The organism is Chelativorans composti (assembly GCF_039541695.1).
Taxonomy (GTDB): Bacteria; Pseudomonadota; Alphaproteobacteria; order Rhizobiales; family Rhizobiaceae; genus Chelativorans; species Chelativorans composti.
The window spans coordinates 38,676-56,318 of record NZ_BAABGS010000002.1; the positions used below are offsets into that span (position 1 = coordinate 38,676).

The window sequence follows — 17,643 nt, forward strand, 5'->3', positions numbered from 1 at the left end:
CTGATTTCGCAAGACCTGACGCTGCCCGAACCATCACTTATTCGTCCGACGCTGCGGCGACTGCGGCATCGGCCTCGTCGTACGAGCCCTCTTCGCCCTCATCGGCCGCACCGGCCTCTTCCTCGGAAATCCAGCCAGCCTTGACGCGGGCGAACACGATCATCTGCTCGGCTTCGGCGCGGGACACATCGAACTTCGACAGGACGCCCTCGATTACCTTGGTCTCGCCGTCCTTCCGCTCCTTCCAGCCGATCAGGTCGTCAGCCGAGTAGCCGGCGAAATCCTCGATGGTCTTGACGCCATCCTCGCCGAGAGCCACCAGCATGGCCGTGGTCATGCCGGGGATCTCCCGCAGCTCGTCCTGGACGCCCAGCTGCCTGCGGCGCTCGTCCAGCTCCGCCTCCTGGCGCTCCAGGAACTCCCGGGCACGGGTCTGGATCTCGGCGGCGATGTCCTCATCGAAACCGTCGATCGAGGAGATCTCGCTCGGCTCGACATAAGCCACTTCCTCGATGCTCGTAAAGCCCTCGGAGGCAAGCACCTGGCCGACCATCTCGTCGACGTCGAGAGCTTCCATGAAGAGCTTCGAGCGCTCGGTGAACTCCTTCTGGCGGCGCTGCGATTCCTCTTCTTCGGTCAGGATGTCGATATCCCAGCCGGTGATTTGCGAAGCAAGGCGCACGTTCTGGCCGCGGCGGCCGATGGCGAGCGACAACTGGTCGTTCGGAACCACCACCTCGATGCGCTCGGCATCCTCGTCGAGCACCACCTTGGACACCTCGGCCGGCTGCAGCGCGTTGACGATGAAGGTCGCCGGGTTCTCGTTCCACGGTATGATGTCGATCTTCTCGCCCTGCAGTTCGGCAACGACGGCCTGCACGCGGCTTCCGCGCATGCCCACGCAGGCGCCGACCGGGTCGATGGAGGAATCGTGGCTCACCACGGCGATCTTGGCGCGCGAGCCCGGATCGCGGGCGACCGACTTGATCTCGATGATGCCATCGTAGATCTCCGGCACTTCCATCGTGAACAGCTTCGCCATGAACTGCGGATGGGTGCGCGACAGGAAGATTTGCGGGCCACGCGGCTCGCGGCGCACGTCATAGATGTAGGCGCGCACGCGGTCGCCGTACTTGAACGTCTCGCGCGGGATCAGCTCGTCGCGGCGGATGATGCCCTCGCCACGGCCGAGGTCCACGATGACGTTGCCGTATTCGACGCGCTTCACCGTGCCGTTGACGATCTCGCCGATACGGTCCTTGAACTCCTCGTACTGCCGGTCACGCTCGGCCTCGCGCACCTTCTGCACGATCACCTGCTTGGCCGACTGCGCCGCGATACGGCCGAAGTCCATGGGCGGCAGCTGCTCGGCGATGAAATCGCCGATCTGCGCATCGGGATTGCGGCCGCGGGCCTCCTCGAGAGAGATCTGGCGCGCCGGCTCCTCGACAGTCTCGACCACCTCCATCAGGCGCTGCAGCTTCATCTCACCCGTCTGCGGGTTGATGTCGGCGCGGATGTTGGTCTCCTGGCCATAGCGCGAGCGCGCAGCCTTCTGGATCGCGTCTGCCATCGCCTGGAGGACGATGGTCTTGTCGATGGACTTCTCGCGCGCTACGGCTTCCGCAATCTGAAGAAGCTCAAGTCTGTTTGCGCTGACTGCCATTTCTATTCTCCCTTCGGGGTAGGCCGGCCGTCACCAGCCCTGCATGTAAGTCCTGTTTGAGATACCTCTGAAAGCCTGACCGGCATTCTGCACCTGCCACGGACCGGAGCGGTTCCAGGGAAAGGCTGAACCGGCTCCATCCGGAACCGCGAAAGCAGGTCAGTGCTCGGTTGCAGCATCCGTTTCGTCGCCATCCTCGCCGGACTTGCGCCCGCGCCGCGCGCGCTTTTCCTTCTTGAGCGCCTGCTTGATCAACGCATCGGTCAGAATGAGCTTTGCTGCTGACATAGCGTCGAAGGGGATAGAAACAAGCGGGTCCTCCCCCTCGTCAACCTTGTCGCGCTCGAACCGGATGCCGTTTTCCTCAACGGAAACCACCGCGCCGCGGAAACGCTTGCGGCCGGCCACAAGGATCGACGTCTCGATGCGCGCAAGGTGGCCGACGGCGTTGACGAAATCGTCCCGCCGCACCAGAGGCCGGTCGATGCCGGGCGACGACACCTCGAGCTGATACGACCCCTCGATCGGATCCTCCACGTCGAGCGCAGGCGACACCGCGAGACTTACCTGCTCGCAGTCGTCCACCGTCATCGTTCCGTCCGGGCGTTCCGCCATGATCTGCAGCGTCAGGCCGTCCTGCTGGAGCAGCTTGACTCGCACGAGCCTGTAGCCCACGGCATTGATGACCGGCGCAACGATGGCTGCAACGCGCGCCTCCAGGCCGGTTTCTTTGATGATGCGATCGTCCTGCATCGCAATGGGCACCTTTCTGCACGGCCGGCTAACAAAAAAGAGCGGGACCCGGGGGACCCACTCTTCGTCATAACGACCAAGAATTTGCGCCTTATATAACGCCAACGGGAGTTGCTTTCAAGCAAACTTTGCCCCGCTGGCAACCCGGCGCCCGACCACCCACCACATACACGCACCGCACGCCTCGACGCCCCGCCTGCGGACAGCATTTTGTGCGATGCACAATTGCATGGATGCGATGCCGAAACGGCACTGCTAAACGCAAGACACGCGTCCTATATAGAGGTCACAAGGATTGTGCATCGCACAAAACCCAGCCATCAGAGGAGCGAACGAGATGAAGAACAGGGCTTTCACGGTCGGCGGCTTTCTGGACACCGTAGCCAGCGCCATTGCAGTTTCCAACGCCGTACGCGAGAACCGTATGCCGCGCGCCAGTGATCTGGTCCGCCTTGGCATCAACCCCGGCCAGTTCAGCGGGATCAAGACCTACAGGAACTAAGGCTCCCTGAATTCTCCTGCCAGGAGCCGGGCCCCCAGGCTTCAAGCTTGACCGGCCCGCCGTAGCCAAAGGCTTCGCGCTTTCGCAAGGCTCCGGATTGCCAATTTCCTCCACCCGCAAGGGCCGCAACGGCCCTTGGGAGGGAAATTGAGCCGTCACCGGTCGGGACGGCGCACGAATGTCAGATAGGCAGGCGTTCTGCCTTCGCGCAATGCCTTGGCCTCGTATCGCGTACCGGGCCAGTTCTCATAGGGCTTTCGCCAGCTGTCCGCGCTATCGGCGATCCATTCAAAGGCGCCATGATCCCGGCAGTGGATCAGCGTCCAGTTCACATACGTATCGATGTCCGACGCGAACCGGAAAGTGCCGCCGGGCTTTAGCACCCGCGCGAACCGGTCCAGGTTTGTCTGGTTGACGAAGCGCCGCTTCCAGTGCCGCTTCTTCGGCCACGGATCCGGATAGAACAGGTCAATTCCGTCCAGACACGCATCCGGCAGCCAGTCGAGCAGCTGCGTGGCGTCGTCATCATAAAGCCGCAGATTGCCCGGAACGCGCTCGCCGAGCGCCGTCAGCAGCTTTGCCATCCCGTTGACGAAAGGCTCCACACCGATGAAGCCTGTGTCCGGCCTGCGCTCCAGGTGGGCGAGCAGATGCTCGCCGCCGCCGAAACCAATCTCCAGCCAGAACCGTTCCACCGGATCGCGGAACAGCACCCCCAGGTTCTCAGGCGCCTTTTCCTGCAAGTTGATCTTGAGCTGCGGCAGGACCGAACCCAGCGCCTCGCTCTGGTTCGGCCGCAGTCGCTTGCCGCGACGGCGGCCAAAGAAGGCCTCCGTGGCCCGTTCAGGATGGCTTTCGGCCATATCGTTCACTTTTTGAATGCTCTCTTCAGGAGCAGTTCAGGCGCCCTGAACTGCTCCGATAGTCTTTTGTTTTCGCAATTCGGTAAAGGGGCAATACCCCCGGCCGCGCTAGGCTGCCAGCGCGGTTGCCTGGCGCAGGGCCTTCACCAGATCGAGGCGTTCCCACGAGAACGACCCGTCCCTGCCCGGCTTGCGGCCGAAGTGACCATAGGCAGCCGTCTTGGCATAGATCGGCCGGTTGAGGTCCAGCTTTCTGCGGATGCCGGTCGGCGACAGGTCCATCACCTGCCGGATAGCCATCTCCACGGCTTCTTCCGAAACCTTGCCGGTTCCGTGCAAATCCACGTAGATCGACAGCGGCTGCGCCACGCCAATGGCGTAGGAGAGCTGGATCGTGCAGCGATCTGCGAGGCCCGCGGCAACCACGTTCTTGGCGAGATAGCGTGCGGCATAGGCCGCCGAGCGGTCCACCTTGGTGGTGTCCTTGCCGGAAAACGCGCCGCCGCCATGGGGCGCCGCGCCGCCATAGGTGTCCACGATGATCTTGCGGCCAGTCAGGCCCGCATCGCCATCCGGACCGCCGATGACGAACTTTCCGGTCGGATTGATGAACCAGCGGCAGTTGTCCGCAATTTTGAGCCCGCCGCTCGCGATGGCCTCGCGGATGTAGGGCTCAACAACCTCCCGCACTTTCTTGCTATCCCAGCTCTCGTCCAGATGCTGGGTCGACAGCACGATCTCCGTGACCTCGACCGGCTTGCCGTCCACGTAGCGGACGGTAACCTGGCTCTTGGCGTCCGGTCCGAGCTTGGCAACGTCACCGACACCCTTCTTCCGGGCCTCGGAAAGAAGCTGCAGGATGAGGTGCGCATAATAGATCGGCGCCGGCATGAGTTCAGGCGTTTCGCGGCAGGCGTAGCCGAACATGATTCCCTGATCGCCCGCCCCCTCCTGGCCCTGCTGGTCGGCAGCGCTGTCGACGCCCTGAGCGATGTGCTCCGACTGGCCGTGCAGGAGAACGTCGATCCGTACCTTCTTCCAGTGGAAGCCGGGCTGTTCATAACCGATGGCGCGAATAGCCTTGCGCGCCGTCGCGCGGAACTTGGCCGGATTGATGACCGGATGCCCCCGCTCGTCGTAGACGACGTTCCCGCTCTTGTCCTTCTTGAGAAGGCTGTTGGGAACGCGGACCTCACCTGCGATGATTACCCGGTTTGTCGTGGCCAGCGTTTCGCAGGCGACCCGAACCTTCCAGGGGTCCATCCCCTCTTTCTTCGCCTCACGGTAAACGAGATCGACGATCTCGTCGGAAATGCGATCGCAAACCTTGTCTGGATGACCCTCGGATACGGATTCGCTGGTGAAAAGATAGTTCCTGCGTGCCACGGGCTAACCCCTCTGAGAAAAAACGCAGCCGACAGTGTGTTTGAGTTTGTTACTCAACACAACAGCTTGAGGTCAAGAAAAAGTCAACTGCCAGAACGGCGGAAGCCCCCCAACTTCCGTGTGACCGCCGTGTGAGCGCCGCGTCACTCTTCAGAGGAAGGCTCGGCGGCGAGGGCTTTCACCAGTTCGAGAATCTTGCGGCGAACCTTGGGGTCGGAAATCCGCGCAAACGCGCGATTGAGCTGAATTCCCTCAGAGGTGTTGAGGAAATCGGCTACGTAGGGTGTCCCCTCCTCGGCCGCCTTGGGCATGCGCTCATCGACGCCTTCGGGCGCGCCCTCGAAGAAGAACGACACAGGGGTGTTGAGCACCGATGCGATCGCCTGCAGGCGGCTGGCGCCGACCCTGTTTGTCCCCTTCTCGTACTTCTGGATTTGCTGGAACGTGATGCCGAGACTTTCGCCCAACCGCTCCTGGCTCAGTCCGAGCATGTTGCGGCGCAGCCGGATCCGACTGCCCACATGCACGTCGATAGGATTCGGATTCTTTTTTGCCATTTTGTTTATACCATAAGTCGTTTGGGACTATCCCGACCGGGACTCTACGAAATCCTGCACCACAACCGTGCAGGCCAGGAAGGTGACTGCGTTAAGGCCAATAACGACGGCTCAATAACAGCAAGCATTTTCAGCGCAGACAATCCCCTGATGATAAACAAAGTTTGTTTTGCAAGCTAAGTTTCAAAACAGAATCAATAATCATCATTTCCTCAGGATTCGCTCTCAAAGATGTCCTCCCTTGCCGCAGGCACCGCCCGCATCCCGTGTATAGGGAATTTTAGCATCACTAAAATAGCAACCATAGGTCGCTACGTCGAGAGTGTTGTTCGCGAAATGATGGGGCTCAGCGTATTCTTATGACGAAAGCCGCCGGATAGGCGGCATTGTCTACCCGGCGGCCGAAACTGGGGATGTATTCTTATGTGAATGGTACAACCCAGGGATGAGGTCGTACCAGTCCGTCAGATCGTATCCGCGTTGCTGAGGCCTTCCGGCTGGCTGGGCGCCTTGGGCAGGCGCCTGCGTCGGTCGGCGGACCGCACGATGCGAACGCGCTTCACGCGACGCGGATCCGCTTCCAGGATATGGAACTCGTAGCCCGGGACGGCGGTCACGACCTCACCGCGTGTCGGCACGCGGCCCAGCGTGTTGAAGATCATGCCCCCGATGGTGTCGACTTCCTCGGAATGCTCGTCGGCGCGGAAGTCCCCGCCGATGACGGCCGCGACCTCGTCGATCTCGGCCCGGGCATCGACAACGAACACGCCGTCGCTGATCTGTTCGATCAGCGGCTCGTCCTCGTCATGCTCGTCCTCGATGTCGCCGACAACCATCTCCACGATGTCTTCCAGCGAGACGAGTCCGTCCGTTCCGCCGTATTCGTCAATGACCAGCGCCATCTGGATGCGGCTCGCCTGCATACGGGCCATCAGGTCGGCCGCCAGCATGGACGGCGGCACGAACAGCAGCGGCCGCATCAGCTCGAGCTCGCCGATAGTCTTGTTGAGGTCAACGTTCTGGAGTTGCAGCACCTGCCCGCTCTCGTCACCGCCGGCCGGCCGGGCGGCGCGGGCGATGTAGGCCAGCACGTCCTGGATGTGGACCATGCCGCGCGGATCGTCGAGCGACTCCACATAGACGGGCATGCGCGAATGCGCGCAGCGCTCGAACACGCGGATCAGCTCGCCCAGCGTCGTGTTGATTTCGACCGCTTCGATCTCCGCGCGCGGAACCATCACGTCCTCGACGCGGACTTTCCGCAGGTGAAGGATGTTTTGCAGCATTGCCTGTTCGGCAGGCGTCACTTCGCCGTGCTCGCTTGCAATGGTGCGAACGAGGTCCGTGCCGGAATGGCTGCGCCTCAGGCCCAGCAGTTCTCCGATCCTCTGCAAGAGCGACGTTCGAGGAACGTCATCGTCGGAATAGCGTCTCGGTCGACTCTGCCCCTCGCCATCGGAGGGAGTTGCTGCATCACCGCCCGAGGCGGATGCAACAGCTATGGAAGAACTCTCTGTCATCGTCTTTCAGTTAGTTGACCACTTGAAAATTAGTCATAAGGGTCGCTGATCGCAAGACCCTGGAGGATTATTCTCTCCAGACCTTCCATCTCCTCGGCCTCTTCCGGCTCGATGTGGTCATAGCCTGCGAGGTGCAGAAACCCGTGCACGATCAGGTGCGTGAGGTGATGCTCGAACGGTTTTCCCTCAGCTTGGGCCTCGCGAACGATCGTCTCATAAGCGAGCGCGATATCCCCCAAATGTGGCGGAATCCCGGGGAATGGCGCGTCTTCGGGCCCGGGGAACGACAGCACGTTGGTGGACTTGTCCTTGTTGCGAAACCGCGCATTGAGGTCCCGTATCGTCTCGTCGTCGGTGAACAGGATGCTCACCGTCTGTCCGGGCTCGAGGTCACCCACCTGGGCGAAGGAAGCCTCGATGGCCCTCTGTGCGAGATCTTGAAGCGCATCCTCGGAAGGCCAGTCGCCGCCCTCCACGCTGATCTGGAGGTCGATTGCCGGTGTGGCGTCAGTCGAATTGTCAGGCATTCTTCTTGTCTTGATCGCGTTTGCGATCCTTCCTGTCATAGGCGTCCACGATCGCCGCGACCAGCGGATGCCTGATCACGTCCTTCTCGCTGAACCTTACCGTTACGATACCGGGAACTTCCTTCAGCACTTCCAGGGCTTCGACGAGGCCGGACTTGATGTTTGCCGGCAGGTCGATCTGGCTCGGGTCTCCCGTCACGATCATCCGGCTGTTCTCGCCGAGACGCGTAAGAAACATCTTCATCTGCATGGGCGTCGTGTTCTGGGCCTCGTCGAGGATCACGACGGAATTGGCGAGCGTCCGCCCGCGCATGAAGGCGAGCGGCGCCACCTCGATGACGTCCGCAGCGAGCGCCCGCTCCACCTTGTCGGCCGGCATCATTTCATAAAGCGCGTCATAGAGCGGTCGCAGGTACGGATCGACCTTCTCCCGCATGTCGCCCGGCAGGAAGCCGAGCCGCTCGCCGGCCTCCACTGCCGGGCGCGACAGGACAATGCGCTCCACCATGCCGCGCTCGAGCAGCATGGCCGCATAGGCAACCGCGAGGAACGTCTTGCCCGTACCCGCCGGGCCGATGCCGAACACGAGCTCGGACCGTTCCAATGCGCGGATATAGGCGTCCTGATTGCCGGACCGGGCGTAGATCGTGCGCTTGCGCGTCGAGATTTGGGCCGCCGCGATCTTCGCCTTGTTCTCGAGCGTGGGCAGGCTCAGCTGATCGTCCGACGCCTGCACGAGGCGCAGCGCGCCATCCACGTCCGAAGCCGTCAACGATGCCCCGCCCTTCACCAGGCCATAAAGATAGTCCAGCGCCCGGCGCGCATGTTCCGCGGCCGTGTGCTCGCCCTTGATGGAAACCTGGTTGCCCTTGGAATGAATGCTCACACCAAGCTTCTGCTCGACTCGAGCCAGGTTCTCGTCGAAGGGACCATAGAGTGCGCCCGCGTCCTTGTTGCTGTCGAAGGTCAGAACGAGATGCGCAATATCCGAAGCACCGGAAGAAACGCTACCTGGGTCCGTGCGGCTGCTCAAACGAGCTCCTCCCTCATGAGCTTGCCATCCCAGCGGATTCCGCCAGCAGACTGTGAGGACCCGCTTTGGCTATTCGTACCCTAACAATGTCACCGATGTCACCAAGTTCCGAGTCGATAACCACCGCTTGCAACCAGGGCGAGCGCCCGACCACCTGCCCCGGCAGGCGGCCCGGCTTCTCGATCAGGACGTCCATCTCGAGGCCGACGCGACTGGTGGCGAAGGCCTGCTGCTGCTCGTTGAGCAGCGCCTGCAGACGCTGCAGACGCTCGTCCTTCACATGCTCCTCGACATGGTTGTCCATGGCCGCGCCCGGCGTGCCCGGGCGGGGAGAATACTTGAACGAGAAGGCCTGCGCATAGTTGACCTCGCGCACGATCCGCATCGTCTCCTCGAAATCCTCGTCCGTCTCGCCGGGGAAGCCGACGATGAAATCGCCCGACATCGCGATGTCCGGCCGCGCTTTGCGGATGCGTTCAATGAGCCGCAGGTAGTCCGCCGCCGTGTGCCGGCGGTTCATGGCCTTGAGGATACGGTCCGAACCCGCCTGCACCGGCAGATGCAGATAGGGCATCAGCTGCGGCAGGTCGCGGTGCGCCGCGATCAGCGAATCCGTCATGTCACGCGGGTGGCTGGTGGTGTAGCGCAGGCGCGCCAGCCCCGGCATTTCCGCGAGCCGGAACAGGAGCTCGCCCAGGCCCCATTCCTTGCCGTCCGGGCCTTCGCCGTGCCAGGCATTGACGTTCTGGCCGAGCAGCGTCACCTCGCGCACGCCCGCCTCGGCGAGCCGCTCGGCTTCCGCGAGGATCTGGCTCACCGGTCGGGAGATTTCCGCGCCGCGCGTATAGGGCACCACGCAGAAGGTGCAGAACTTGTCGCAGCCCTCCTGCACCGTCAGGAAGGCGGTCACACCGCGGTGCCGCACCGCCGCCTTCTCCGGCTGCGGCAGATGCTCGAACTTGTCCTCGATCGCATACTCAGTCTCGACGACCTTCTCGCCGGACCGCGCCCGCTTCACCACGGATGGCAGCCGGTGATAGGACTGCGGCCCTACCACGAGATCCACGGCCGGAGCCCGGCGGATGATCTCCTGACCTTCCGCCTGCGCCACGCAGCCGGTCACGCCAATGAGCAGCTCCTGCCCGTTGGCCGCCTTCTCTTCCTTGAGCTTGCGGATGCGCCCGAGCTCGGAATAGACCTTCTCCGCCGCCTTTTCGCGGATATGGCAGGTGTTCAGCAGAACGAGATCTGCCTCCTCCATGTTGTCCGTGAGGCGATAGCCGTCCGCGGCCAGCGCGTCCGTCATGAGCTGGGAATCGTAGACGTTCATCTGGCAGCCGTAGGTCTTCATGAAGACCTTCTTGGTCGCGGCGGGAGCCTCCGCCTGCGCCGAAGATGCTGGGCTGATCGGTTGTTCGAGCGCGATATTCTGTTCCATGAGCGCCTAACTAATCCATTTTGCGGCCGATTGGAAATATTTGCACCCGCCTGGCGCGAGAAAATTGCCGTCTGTGGCGTTTCAGCCCGGTCGCTGCCGCTCCGCCACCACCTATGGCTTGCGCAAGGTGGAAACCAGCATGTCGCGCACCCGCTGCTCGGCGAGCCGAGCAATCTCCTTGCGGTCCGCGTCGGCGGAAAACTCGATCGGCTCACCGAACACCACTTCGACCTCCAGCCCGCCCTTCCTCAGCACCTGCAGGAGATGCGGCACGAAATCCTCGTCGCCGATCCAGGCCACCTCGCGCCGCTCCATCCGGTCGAGCCGCAACCCTCGCCGGGCCAGATAGGCGATCGCCACCGGCTGCACCATGACGGTCTCCTGGCTGTCGTTCATGGCGAGCTTGGCAGCGGCGAACAGCGTACTCTTGAATGGAAGCACACGGTTACCGTCGCCGGTCGTGCCCTCCGCGAACAGCACCATCGGATCGCCGTTCGACAGGCGCGTGGCGATCTCCTTCGCCTGTTCGGGCGAGGCCCGGCGCCGCTCGCGCTCGACGAACACCGACCGCTGCAGCCTGGCGAACGTCCCCATGATCGGCCAGCTTGCGATTTCAGCCTTGGCGATGAAATGAACGCCCGTGATCGAGCCCAGGACCAGAATGTCCGACCACGAGACATGATTGGACGCCATCATCACGCGTCCACCCCGCGCGGGCTCGCCCACGGTCCTTACCCTCACCCCCATCACCTTCAGGGTACACCGGTGCCAGAGCTGGGGAATCCAGCGATCGCTCCACCAGCCCGTGCGCAGCGCAATGCTTTGCGCCAGCATCATCGGCCCGGTGTAGGCGGCAACAAGCAGAATTTTCCCAGCGACCCGCAACTTGCCGATCATGGATTGGTCAACCTGTCCGATCCCATCGCATCACGAGGGCATTTGTGGGCGCCGCCCCTGGGTTGGCATAATAGGCCGGCCGGAATCCTACCTGCTGGAACCCGAGCCGCCGGTAGAGCACCAGCGCGGGCCCATTGGTCTCGTCCACTTCGAGAAACAGGCTTTCCACCCGCTCCGCGTGGAGATGTCTCAGCACCGCCTCCATCAGCGTATGGCCGAGTCGGCGGCGCCGAAGCTTGCGCGGAACCACGATGGTGAGGATCTCCCCCTCGCCCGCCACATGCCGCGCCAGCACAAACCCGCACAACGGGCCGTCGGGCACGCCCTCCTCAACCGCGGCATAGCCGAACACCGTGTCCTGCCGCAGCAGGGCCTCGAACTCCTCGCTCGTCCATGGACGGGAGAACCCCTCCTCATGGATGGCTGCAAGCGCCTCGCAGTCCTCCAGCGAGAGAGGCCGCACCGCATAGCTGCGTCGCTTGAAATAGGAAGAGAATGACAGCCCCATCACTGCCCTTTCAAAGGCACCGCGAAAGTCGTGCTCGGCTTTGCATCCGGCGGTCGCAGATAGAGCGGCTTCGGCATGGCTCCATCGGCCTCCTTCTGCGCCGCGATCCGGGCAAAATAAAGGATATCCGCCGTACCCCGCAAAGGCCCAAAATCGCAATCCCTGGCCATCGCCTGGGCAATCCTGCCCGCCATATCGCCCGCCAGGACCGGATTTTCTGCCCGGGTCGCTTGTTCGGCCGCTTCCTCGAGGCTCGCGAGCCGCGGCCCTTCGATCTCGACGCCATTTCTGTCATAAGCCGCCAGTGCGACCTGCATGCCCGCCTTGATGGCCGTGAGCACCGGCCTGCCCGGCCACGCCTCGGCGGTTTCCGCGGCGAGCGCCTCCAGTGTCGTCACGCCGACCGCCGGCACCTTGAGCGCGAGCGCAAGCCCCCGCGCCGCAGCCACCCCGACCCGCACGCCCGTGAAGGATCCCGGCCCGACCGACACACCGATTCTTGCAACGTCGGAGTAGGTCCGGCCGGCCTCGGACAGCGCCCGTTCAATGACGGCCATGACGTGCTCCGCATGACCTTTTTCCAGATCGAGCGAAACCCGCCCAAGCACCTGCCGGGTCTTCGGGTCAAAAACGCAGGCCGCGCAAAGCGCGGCCGCGGTATCGATCGCAAGAATCGTCATGCGGCTATTATAGCCATCCTTGGCAGCCGGGGAATGGCTGCCCCGTCAGGAGGCAGCCCTCTGCTGCGCCTTCTTCTCCAACCGGCGCTTGTGCAGGATCGGCTCGGTGTAGCCGTTCGGCTGCTGACGGCCCTTGAAGACGAGGTCGCAGGCGGCCTGGAAGGCGATGGACTTGTCATAGTCCGGCGCCATCGGTTCGTACTTGGGATCGCCGGCGTTCTGCCGGTCGACCACCTTGGCCATGCGCTTCATCGTCTCCATCACCTGCTCCTCGGTGACGATGCCGTGGTGCAGCCAATTGGCGATGTGCTGCGAGGAGATGCGCAGCGTTGCCCGGTCTTCCATGAGACCGACGTCGTTGATGTCCGGCACCTTGGAGCAGCCGATGCCCTGGTCGATCCAACGCACGACATAGCCCAGGATGCCCTGCGCGTTGTTGTCGAGCTCGGCCTTGATCTCCTCCGGCGTCCAGTTCGGACGCTGCGCCACCGGAATGGACAGGATGTCCGACAGCTTGGCTCGCGGACGCGACTTGATCTGCTCCTGCACCGCCTTCACGTCCACCGCGTGGTAATGGGTGGCGTGCAGCGTTGCCGCCGTCGGCGAAGGCACCCAGGCCGTGTTGGCGCCGGCGCGCGGATGACCGATCTTCTGCTCCAGCATCGCCGCCATCAGGTCCGGCATCGCCCACATGCCCTTGCCGATCTGGGCGCGGCCGGAAAGCCCGCACTCGAGGCCGATGTCCACGTTCCAATTCTCGTAGGCCGCGATCCATGTCGACTGCTTCATGTCGCCCTTGCGGATCATCGGACCGGCTTCCATCGAGGTGTGTATCTCGTCGCCCGTGCGGTCCAGGAAGCCCGTGTTGATGAACACCACGCGTTCGGACGCGGCACGGATGCACTCCTTGAGGTTCACCGTCGTCCGGCGCTCCTCGTCCATGATGCCCATCTTCATCGTGTTGCGCTTCATGCCGAGCGCATCCTCGACGAGGCCGAACAGCTCGACGGCGAATGCCACCTCGTCCGGCCCGTGCATCTTCGGCTTCACCACATACATGGAGCCGGTGCGGCTGTTCTGGTGGCGGCCGTTCGGGCCGATATCATGCAGCGCGATGGCTGCAGTGAACATGGCGTCCATGATGCCTTCCGGCACCTCGTTGCCGTCGCGGTCGAGGATCGCCGGGTTGGTCATCAGATGGCCGACGTTGCGAACCAGCATCAACGAACGGCCCTTGAGGGATGCCGCCGCGCCGTCCGGCGTCTTGTAGGCGACGTCTCCGGCCAGCTTGCGGGTGATGGTCTTGCCGCCCTTCTCGAACGTGTCGACTAGGTCGCCCTTCATCAGGCCAAGCCAGTTGCGGTAGGCAAGCACCTTGTCCTCGGCGTCGACCGCCGCGACCGAGTCCTCGCAGTCCATGATCGTGGTCAGCGCCGCCTCGATCACCACGTCGGAGACCTTGGCCTTGTCGTCCCGCCCGATCGGATGGTTCGGATTGACCTGGACGCGGACATGCAGGCCGTTGCGCTTCAGGATGATCTCGGACGGGCTCGCCGCATCGCCGTTGTAACCCACGAACTGCCACGCATCCTTGAGCGCCGCCCCGCCCTGCTCGGTCTTCACCACGAGCTTGCCGCCTTCCACGGCGAAGCCGGTCGCATCCGTCCAGCTCGCGCCCTCGAGCGGCGCGCTCTGGTCGAGGAAATCGCGCGCCCAGGCGATCACCTTCGCCCCGCGCTTGGGATTGTAGCCCGCACCCTTCTCGCAGCCGTCCGTCTCCGGAATGGCGTCGGTGCCGTAAAGCGCGTCATAGAGCGAGCCCCAGCGCGCGTTGGCAGCGTTCAGCGCGTAGCGGGCGTTCATCACCGGCACGACAAGCTGCGGACCGGCCACGTCGGCAATCTCGGGATCCACATTGCTGGTGGTAATCTTGAAATCAGGCCCTTCGGGCAGGAGATAGCCGATCTCGCGGAGGAAAGCCTCATAGGCGGCGAGATCCGTGGGCGCGCCGTGCTCCTTGTGCCAGGCATCAATTCTTGCCTGCAGTTCGTCACGCACCTTGAGCAGTGCGCGGTTCTTCGGCGCAAGGGCGTGCACGATCTCGGACAGCTTCCGCCAGAATACATCCGGATCTACGCCCGTTCCTGGCAGGGCTTCCCGATTGGCAAAGTCGTACAGCGCCTGCGAAACTTTCAGCCCATGGATCTCGACCCGATCACTCATGCTGCCTCTCCCAAACTTAAACCCATGTGGCTTTGACCACTTTCTTCCGAAGCCGTCAATTACAGGGGTGACGCATCTGTCACGCTTCAAACATAGCCCAGCTGATCCCATTCGTTGGGGACAAACACTTTCAACGCTGCGTGATGGAATGAAATCCCGGCCGGGGCGTCACACCTGCCCGCGCCCCCCCCCGCTGCAATCAGCATCGTGCTGCGCGCCCTCCGGGGAGCACACGGGCAGTGTTCTGCCCATCAAGCCGAGAGCGGCCTTCGGTAAGATGCGGCCCCCGGCGGGATCCAATGCTTCCTGACCGGGTTTCAACGCCCGCTCCCGCAATTCAGCGCAACCAGACACGCGCCAGGTGACGGGTCCGTGTGCTGCTCACTCCAACCATGATCTCACCCGCAGAGCAATCTGGCGCGGCCTCGATCACTGCGGTCGAGTGACCTGCCGGGAAGGGCCTCGCGCAAGCCGTTTTCCATCTCCTCGCTGGAAGGCCCGATGAAGGAGGTACGACACGGGCGATTTCCGGCACAAACCACGCGACAGATGTGATGGAAGAGGTGAAAGCGGCCGGCGGAAAAGCCGCTCCGGCTGGGGCGCTGGAGCGGCTTTCGCGCACAGGCCCGGGAGGAAGCTGACCTGTTGCGACAATCTGTTCAAATCGCCATGCCTGCGGTTGGTTCCAGTGGAGGCTGGCGTCTTTGCGAAACCGCCGCCCCCGTCGCGCAACACGCCAGACGCCGCCGGGCCCAGCCAGGCACGGCCGAAGTGCCCGCGAGGCAGTCCATGAGGGCATCCGGCGAGGCAGCCGCCGTTGAGGCGCTTGCCATCGCCACCCATCCCGATTACAGCACAACCGGACGCCGGACGGACCGGGCCCGCACGCAGCGAAGGCCCCGTGATGCCGTGACGCCCGCTATCCCGGTCACCGCGTCCCGTCCGCCCGGAATAGCCGGACGGCCGCGTCCCGGCACCAAGGAAATTTCGAGGCAAAGGCATGCAGAGCAAAGCGCAAACCAGCAATCTGCCGTTCACGGTCGCAGCCCTGTACCGGTTTGCGCGCCTGCCGCAGTATCAGGACCTGCGCGAGCCGCTGCTTCAACTCTGCAATGACAACGGCATCAAGGGCACCCTCCTCCTTGCCGCCGAGGGCATCAACGGCACCGTCGCCGGTTCCGCACAAGCCATCGCCGAGCTGGTCCGCTACATCGAGTCCATTCCGGAGCTTGCCGGCCCGGAGCTCAAATATTCCTACGCGAGCTCCATGCCCTTCCACCGCATGAAGGTTCGCCTGAAGCGCGAGATCGTCACCATGGGCGTCGACGGCATCGACCCGCTCCGGTCGGTCGGCACCTATGTTCCCCCGAAGCAGTGGAACGACCTTATTTCCGACGAAAACACCATCATCATAGACACCCGCAACGACTACGAGGTGGCGATCGGCACGTTCCAGCGGGCGGAGAACCCCAAGACCCGGACCTTCCGCGAATTCCCGAGATGGGTCGAGGAGAACCGCGAGAAGCTCGAGGGCAAGAAGATCGCCATGTTCTGCACCGGCGGCATCCGCTGCGAGAGGGCGACGGCTTTCGTCAAGGGCCTGGGCTTCGACGAGGTCTACCACCTCAAGGGCGGCATCCTGAAGTATCTGGAAGAGATGCCGCGCGAGCAGAGCCTGTGGGAGGGCGAATGCTTCGTCTTTGACGAGCGCGTGGCCGTCGGGCACGGCCTCGCCGAGAGCGACGTCGTTCTGTGCCGTGCCTGCCGCCGCCCGCTGACGCCGGAGGACCGCAAGTCTCCGCATTACGTGGAGGGCATCTCCTGCGAATATTGCCACGATGAGCGCACTCCCGAGGACCGCGCCCGCTATGCCGAGCGTCACAGGCAGGTGAAGCTCGCGGAAAAGCGCGGCCGCAAGCACATTGGCAGCTGACAGCCGCCCGGGAGATTCAATCTGCTGGCCTTGGACTGTTTCTTACTCCTGGCCTGGTTCATACGCCGCGTGCACACCGAAGAACGGCTTAACTTCCGCATCGCCAGGACCATCGCAGACCTCATCGGGAGCGATCGCAACTGCCCGGCCAGACTATTTCACGCGCGCCTTTCCCGAAATCTGCCGCGGCTCTGCGACGCTCATGGGCGTCATGCTCATGTACGTCGTGCCAGGAATACGTCGCGTCCGGATTCCGGCCCTAGGTGTTGCCACCTGCTTGCGGAGATGCAGGAACTCGCGCCACTGCGCCATAGCCACATTGGTGTGACGGCCGGGCTTTCACCGTCCGCAATAGCGGCAACTGCGCGACTCACTTCACATCCTGGAGGGCTTCGACCAATGGCACACCCAGGGCCGGCTTTGAGCTATGGCTCGCGCACGGTCACGACGCATTTCACGCGCGGGTTGGTATAGTTGGACCCGAGGGCCGCTGTAAGGAAGTGCGAGCCCGATGCTGGCAGGCCCTCATCCAGCGTGACTTCTCCCCCCACGCGCACGCTGGAAACGGACCATTCCACGACCGTGCCCGCCTCGAGTTCCGCCGAACCTTCGTTTATGACCACCACGTCGTATCCGTTTGCCATGCAGCGCAGTCCGCCCGCGGTGGCAGCCTCCCGTTCCTGCGCATCCACGGCCGCTGTGACCAGGCATAACGAAGTGCCCGCCAGAAACGCGGCCGCGAGAACATTCTTCTTTTCCGGAGTCGACATGGCGATCCTGTCCATCACTTCCGAAAACCTGTTTATGTATTCTGCAAACAGTTCGCGACGCGCATCCGGCGCTCCGGCATCCGGGATGTCTTCAGCAGCTTCTCCGGATCCCTCGCTACCAACGTCCCGTGTGTCCGCGGGAGCCACGCAATCAGTCGCCTCACTGCGCTGCCGCTGCAGGCCCGCGCAGTCGGAACCCGCATCCTCCTGCCACTCCGCCGAGCGATCCCCGCGCATCACTCAAGACCTCCCTGATGCCGAAGTCTGACACCAAACCGCGCACGACAACAGGCAAGGCTCGTGACGATCAGGCCGCCAGCCCCAACTGTCCGCTGCAAACCACACTGAGACCCCAGTGCAGCCCAAGCTACCATACGCGTAATGTTA

Annotated in this window: 16 protein-coding genes; 2 read left to right on the forward strand and 14 right to left on the reverse strand. The window is 63.2% G+C overall.

The window, feature by feature from the left end; genetic code table 11:
- Positions 1 to 37 precede the first annotated feature (37 nt).
- Both nusA and rimP read right to left on the reverse strand, forming a co-directional pair.
- Positions 38 to 1,666 (reverse strand): transcription termination factor NusA, encoded by a 1,629-nt coding sequence (nusA, locus tag ABD906_RS00170; RefSeq protein ID WP_345097554.1) that lies wholly within the window; start codon positions 1,664 to 1,666, stop codon positions 38 to 40.
- Between the two features lie 159 nt (positions 1,667 to 1,825).
- On the reverse strand, positions 1,826 to 2,419 hold the full coding sequence (rimP, locus tag ABD906_RS00175; RefSeq protein WP_345097555.1) for a ribosome maturation factor RimP: 594 nt from the start codon (positions 2,417 to 2,419) through the stop codon (positions 1,826 to 1,828).
- A gap of 337 nt (positions 2,420 to 2,756) precedes the next feature.
- On the opposite strand from rimP, the gene ABD906_RS00180 reads away from it, so the two are divergent.
- The gene (locus tag ABD906_RS00180; protein WP_345097556.1) at positions 2,757 to 2,921 is read left to right on the forward strand and encodes a hypothetical protein; all 165 of its coding nucleotides are present in this window, start codon (positions 2,757 to 2,759) and stop codon (positions 2,919 to 2,921) included.
- A 155-nt stretch (positions 2,922 to 3,076) separates the two neighbouring features.
- On the opposite strand, the gene trmB is transcribed toward ABD906_RS00180, so the two are convergent.
- From trmB to ABD906_RS00235, 11 genes are all read right to left on the reverse strand, one after another.
- On the reverse strand, positions 3,077 to 3,784 hold the full coding sequence (gene trmB / locus ABD906_RS00185; RefSeq protein WP_345097557.1) for a tRNA (guanine(46)-N(7))-methyltransferase TrmB: 708 nt from the start codon (positions 3,782 to 3,784) through the stop codon (positions 3,077 to 3,079).
- A 108-nt stretch (positions 3,785 to 3,892) separates the two neighbouring features.
- Positions 3,893 to 5,170, reverse strand: coding sequence for a methionine adenosyltransferase (metK, locus tag ABD906_RS00190; protein WP_345097558.1), 1,278 nt, complete (start codon positions 5,168 to 5,170; stop codon positions 3,893 to 3,895).
- Between the two features lie 143 nt (positions 5,171 to 5,313).
- Positions 5,314 to 5,727 (reverse strand): helix-turn-helix domain-containing protein, encoded by a 414-nt coding sequence (locus tag ABD906_RS00195; protein ID WP_345097559.1) that lies wholly within the window; start codon positions 5,725 to 5,727, stop codon positions 5,314 to 5,316.
- 464 nt (positions 5,728 to 6,191) lie between these two features.
- Positions 6,192 to 7,247 carry a hemolysin family protein gene (locus ABD906_RS00200; RefSeq protein ID WP_378187656.1) on the reverse strand — a complete coding sequence of 352 codons (1,056 nt, stop codon included), beginning with the start codon at positions 7,245 to 7,247 and terminating at the stop codon, positions 6,192 to 6,194.
- A 29-nt stretch (positions 7,248 to 7,276) separates the two neighbouring features.
- The gene (gene ybeY / locus ABD906_RS00205) at positions 7,277 to 7,774 is read right to left on the reverse strand and encodes an rRNA maturation RNase YbeY (protein WP_345097561.1); all 498 of its coding nucleotides are present in this window, start codon (positions 7,772 to 7,774) and stop codon (positions 7,277 to 7,279) included.
- Entirely contained in the window at positions 7,767 to 8,807 is a 1,041-nt protein-coding gene (locus tag ABD906_RS00210; RefSeq protein ID WP_345097562.1) for a PhoH family protein, read from the reverse strand. The genes ybeY and ABD906_RS00210 overlap by 8 nt, the downstream gene beginning before the upstream one ends.
- A 13-nt stretch (positions 8,808 to 8,820) precedes the next feature.
- Complete coding sequence (gene miaB / locus ABD906_RS00215; protein ID WP_378187653.1) at positions 8,821 to 10,245, reverse strand: tRNA (N6-isopentenyl adenosine(37)-C2)-methylthiotransferase MiaB; 1,425 nt, start codon at positions 10,243 to 10,245, stop codon at positions 8,821 to 8,823.
- Positions 10,246 to 10,356: 111 nt separating this feature from the next.
- Positions 10,357 to 11,142 carry a lyso-ornithine lipid O-acyltransferase gene (olsA, locus tag ABD906_RS00220; RefSeq protein WP_345097563.1) on the reverse strand — a complete coding sequence of 262 codons (786 nt, stop codon included), beginning with the start codon at positions 11,140 to 11,142 and terminating at the stop codon, positions 10,357 to 10,359.
- Positions 11,143 to 11,149: 7 nt separating this feature from the next.
- On the reverse strand, positions 11,150 to 11,650 hold the full coding sequence (locus ABD906_RS00225; protein ID WP_345097564.1) for a GNAT family N-acetyltransferase: 501 nt from the start codon (positions 11,648 to 11,650) through the stop codon (positions 11,150 to 11,152).
- Complete coding sequence (gene tsaB, locus ABD906_RS00230; protein WP_345097565.1) at positions 11,650 to 12,330, reverse strand: tRNA (adenosine(37)-N6)-threonylcarbamoyltransferase complex dimerization subunit type 1 TsaB; 681 nt, start codon at positions 12,328 to 12,330, stop codon at positions 11,650 to 11,652. The genes ABD906_RS00225 and tsaB overlap by 1 nt, the downstream gene beginning before the upstream one ends.
- A gap of 45 nt (positions 12,331 to 12,375) precedes the next feature.
- Positions 12,376 to 14,553 carry a malate synthase G gene (locus ABD906_RS00235; protein WP_345097566.1) on the reverse strand — a complete coding sequence of 726 codons (2,178 nt, stop codon included), beginning with the start codon at positions 14,551 to 14,553 and terminating at the stop codon, positions 12,376 to 12,378.
- Positions 14,554 to 15,553: 1,000 nt separating this feature from the next.
- On the opposite strand from ABD906_RS00235, the gene trhO reads away from it, so the two are divergent.
- Positions 15,554 to 16,486 carry an oxygen-dependent tRNA uridine(34) hydroxylase TrhO gene (trhO, locus tag ABD906_RS00240; protein WP_345097567.1) on the forward strand — a complete coding sequence of 311 codons (933 nt, stop codon included), beginning with the start codon at positions 15,554 to 15,556 and terminating at the stop codon, positions 16,484 to 16,486.
- Between the two features lie 425 nt (positions 16,487 to 16,911).
- Here the strand turns inward: trhO and ABD906_RS00245 are convergent, their stop codons facing one another.
- The gene (locus ABD906_RS00245) at positions 16,912 to 17,496 is read right to left on the reverse strand and encodes a hypothetical protein (RefSeq protein ID WP_345097568.1); all 585 of its coding nucleotides are present in this window, start codon (positions 17,494 to 17,496) and stop codon (positions 16,912 to 16,914) included.
- Positions 17,497 to 17,643 lie beyond the last annotated feature (147 nt).

Excerpts from the sequence above, each read along its gene's own strand:
- nusA (WP_345097554.1), bottom strand. The coding sequence starts at position 1,666 with ATGGCAGTCAGCGCAAACAGACTTGAGCTTCTTCAGATTGCGGAAGCC.
- rimP (WP_345097555.1), bottom strand. The coding sequence starts at position 2,419 with ATGCAGGACGATCGCATCATCAAAGAAACCGGCCTGGAGGCGCGCGTT.
- ABD906_RS00180 (WP_345097556.1), top strand. The coding sequence starts at position 2,757 with ATGAAGAACAGGGCTTTCACGGTCGGCGGCTTTCTGGACACCGTAGCC.
- trmB (WP_345097557.1), bottom strand. The coding sequence starts at position 3,784 with ATGGCCGAAAGCCATCCTGAACGGGCCACGGAGGCCTTCTTTGGCCGC.
- ABD906_RS00195 (WP_345097559.1), bottom strand. The coding sequence starts at position 5,727 with ATGGCAAAAAAGAATCCGAATCCTATCGACGTGCATGTGGGCAGTCGG.
- ABD906_RS00200 (WP_378187656.1), bottom strand. The coding sequence starts at position 7,247 with ATGACAGAGAGTTCTTCCATAGCTGTTGCATCCGCCTCGGGCGGTGAT.
- ybeY (WP_345097561.1), bottom strand. The coding sequence starts at position 7,774 with ATGCCTGACAATTCGACTGACGCCACACCGGCAATCGACCTCCAGATC.
- miaB (WP_378187653.1), bottom strand. The coding sequence starts at position 10,245 with ATGGAACAGAATATCGCGCTCGAACAACCGATCAGCCCAGCATCTTCG.
- olsA (WP_345097563.1), bottom strand. The coding sequence starts at position 11,142 with ATGATCGGCAAGTTGCGGGTCGCTGGGAAAATTCTGCTTGTTGCCGCC.
- ABD906_RS00225 (WP_345097564.1), bottom strand. The coding sequence starts at position 11,650 with ATGGGGCTGTCATTCTCTTCCTATTTCAAGCGACGCAGCTATGCGGTG.
- tsaB (WP_345097565.1), bottom strand. The coding sequence starts at position 12,330 with ATGACGATTCTTGCGATCGATACCGCGGCCGCGCTTTGCGCGGCCTGC.
- ABD906_RS00235 (WP_345097566.1), bottom strand. The coding sequence starts at position 14,553 with ATGAGTGATCGGGTCGAGATCCATGGGCTGAAAGTTTCGCAGGCGCTG.
- trhO (WP_345097567.1), top strand. The coding sequence starts at position 15,554 with ATGCAGAGCAAAGCGCAAACCAGCAATCTGCCGTTCACGGTCGCAGCC.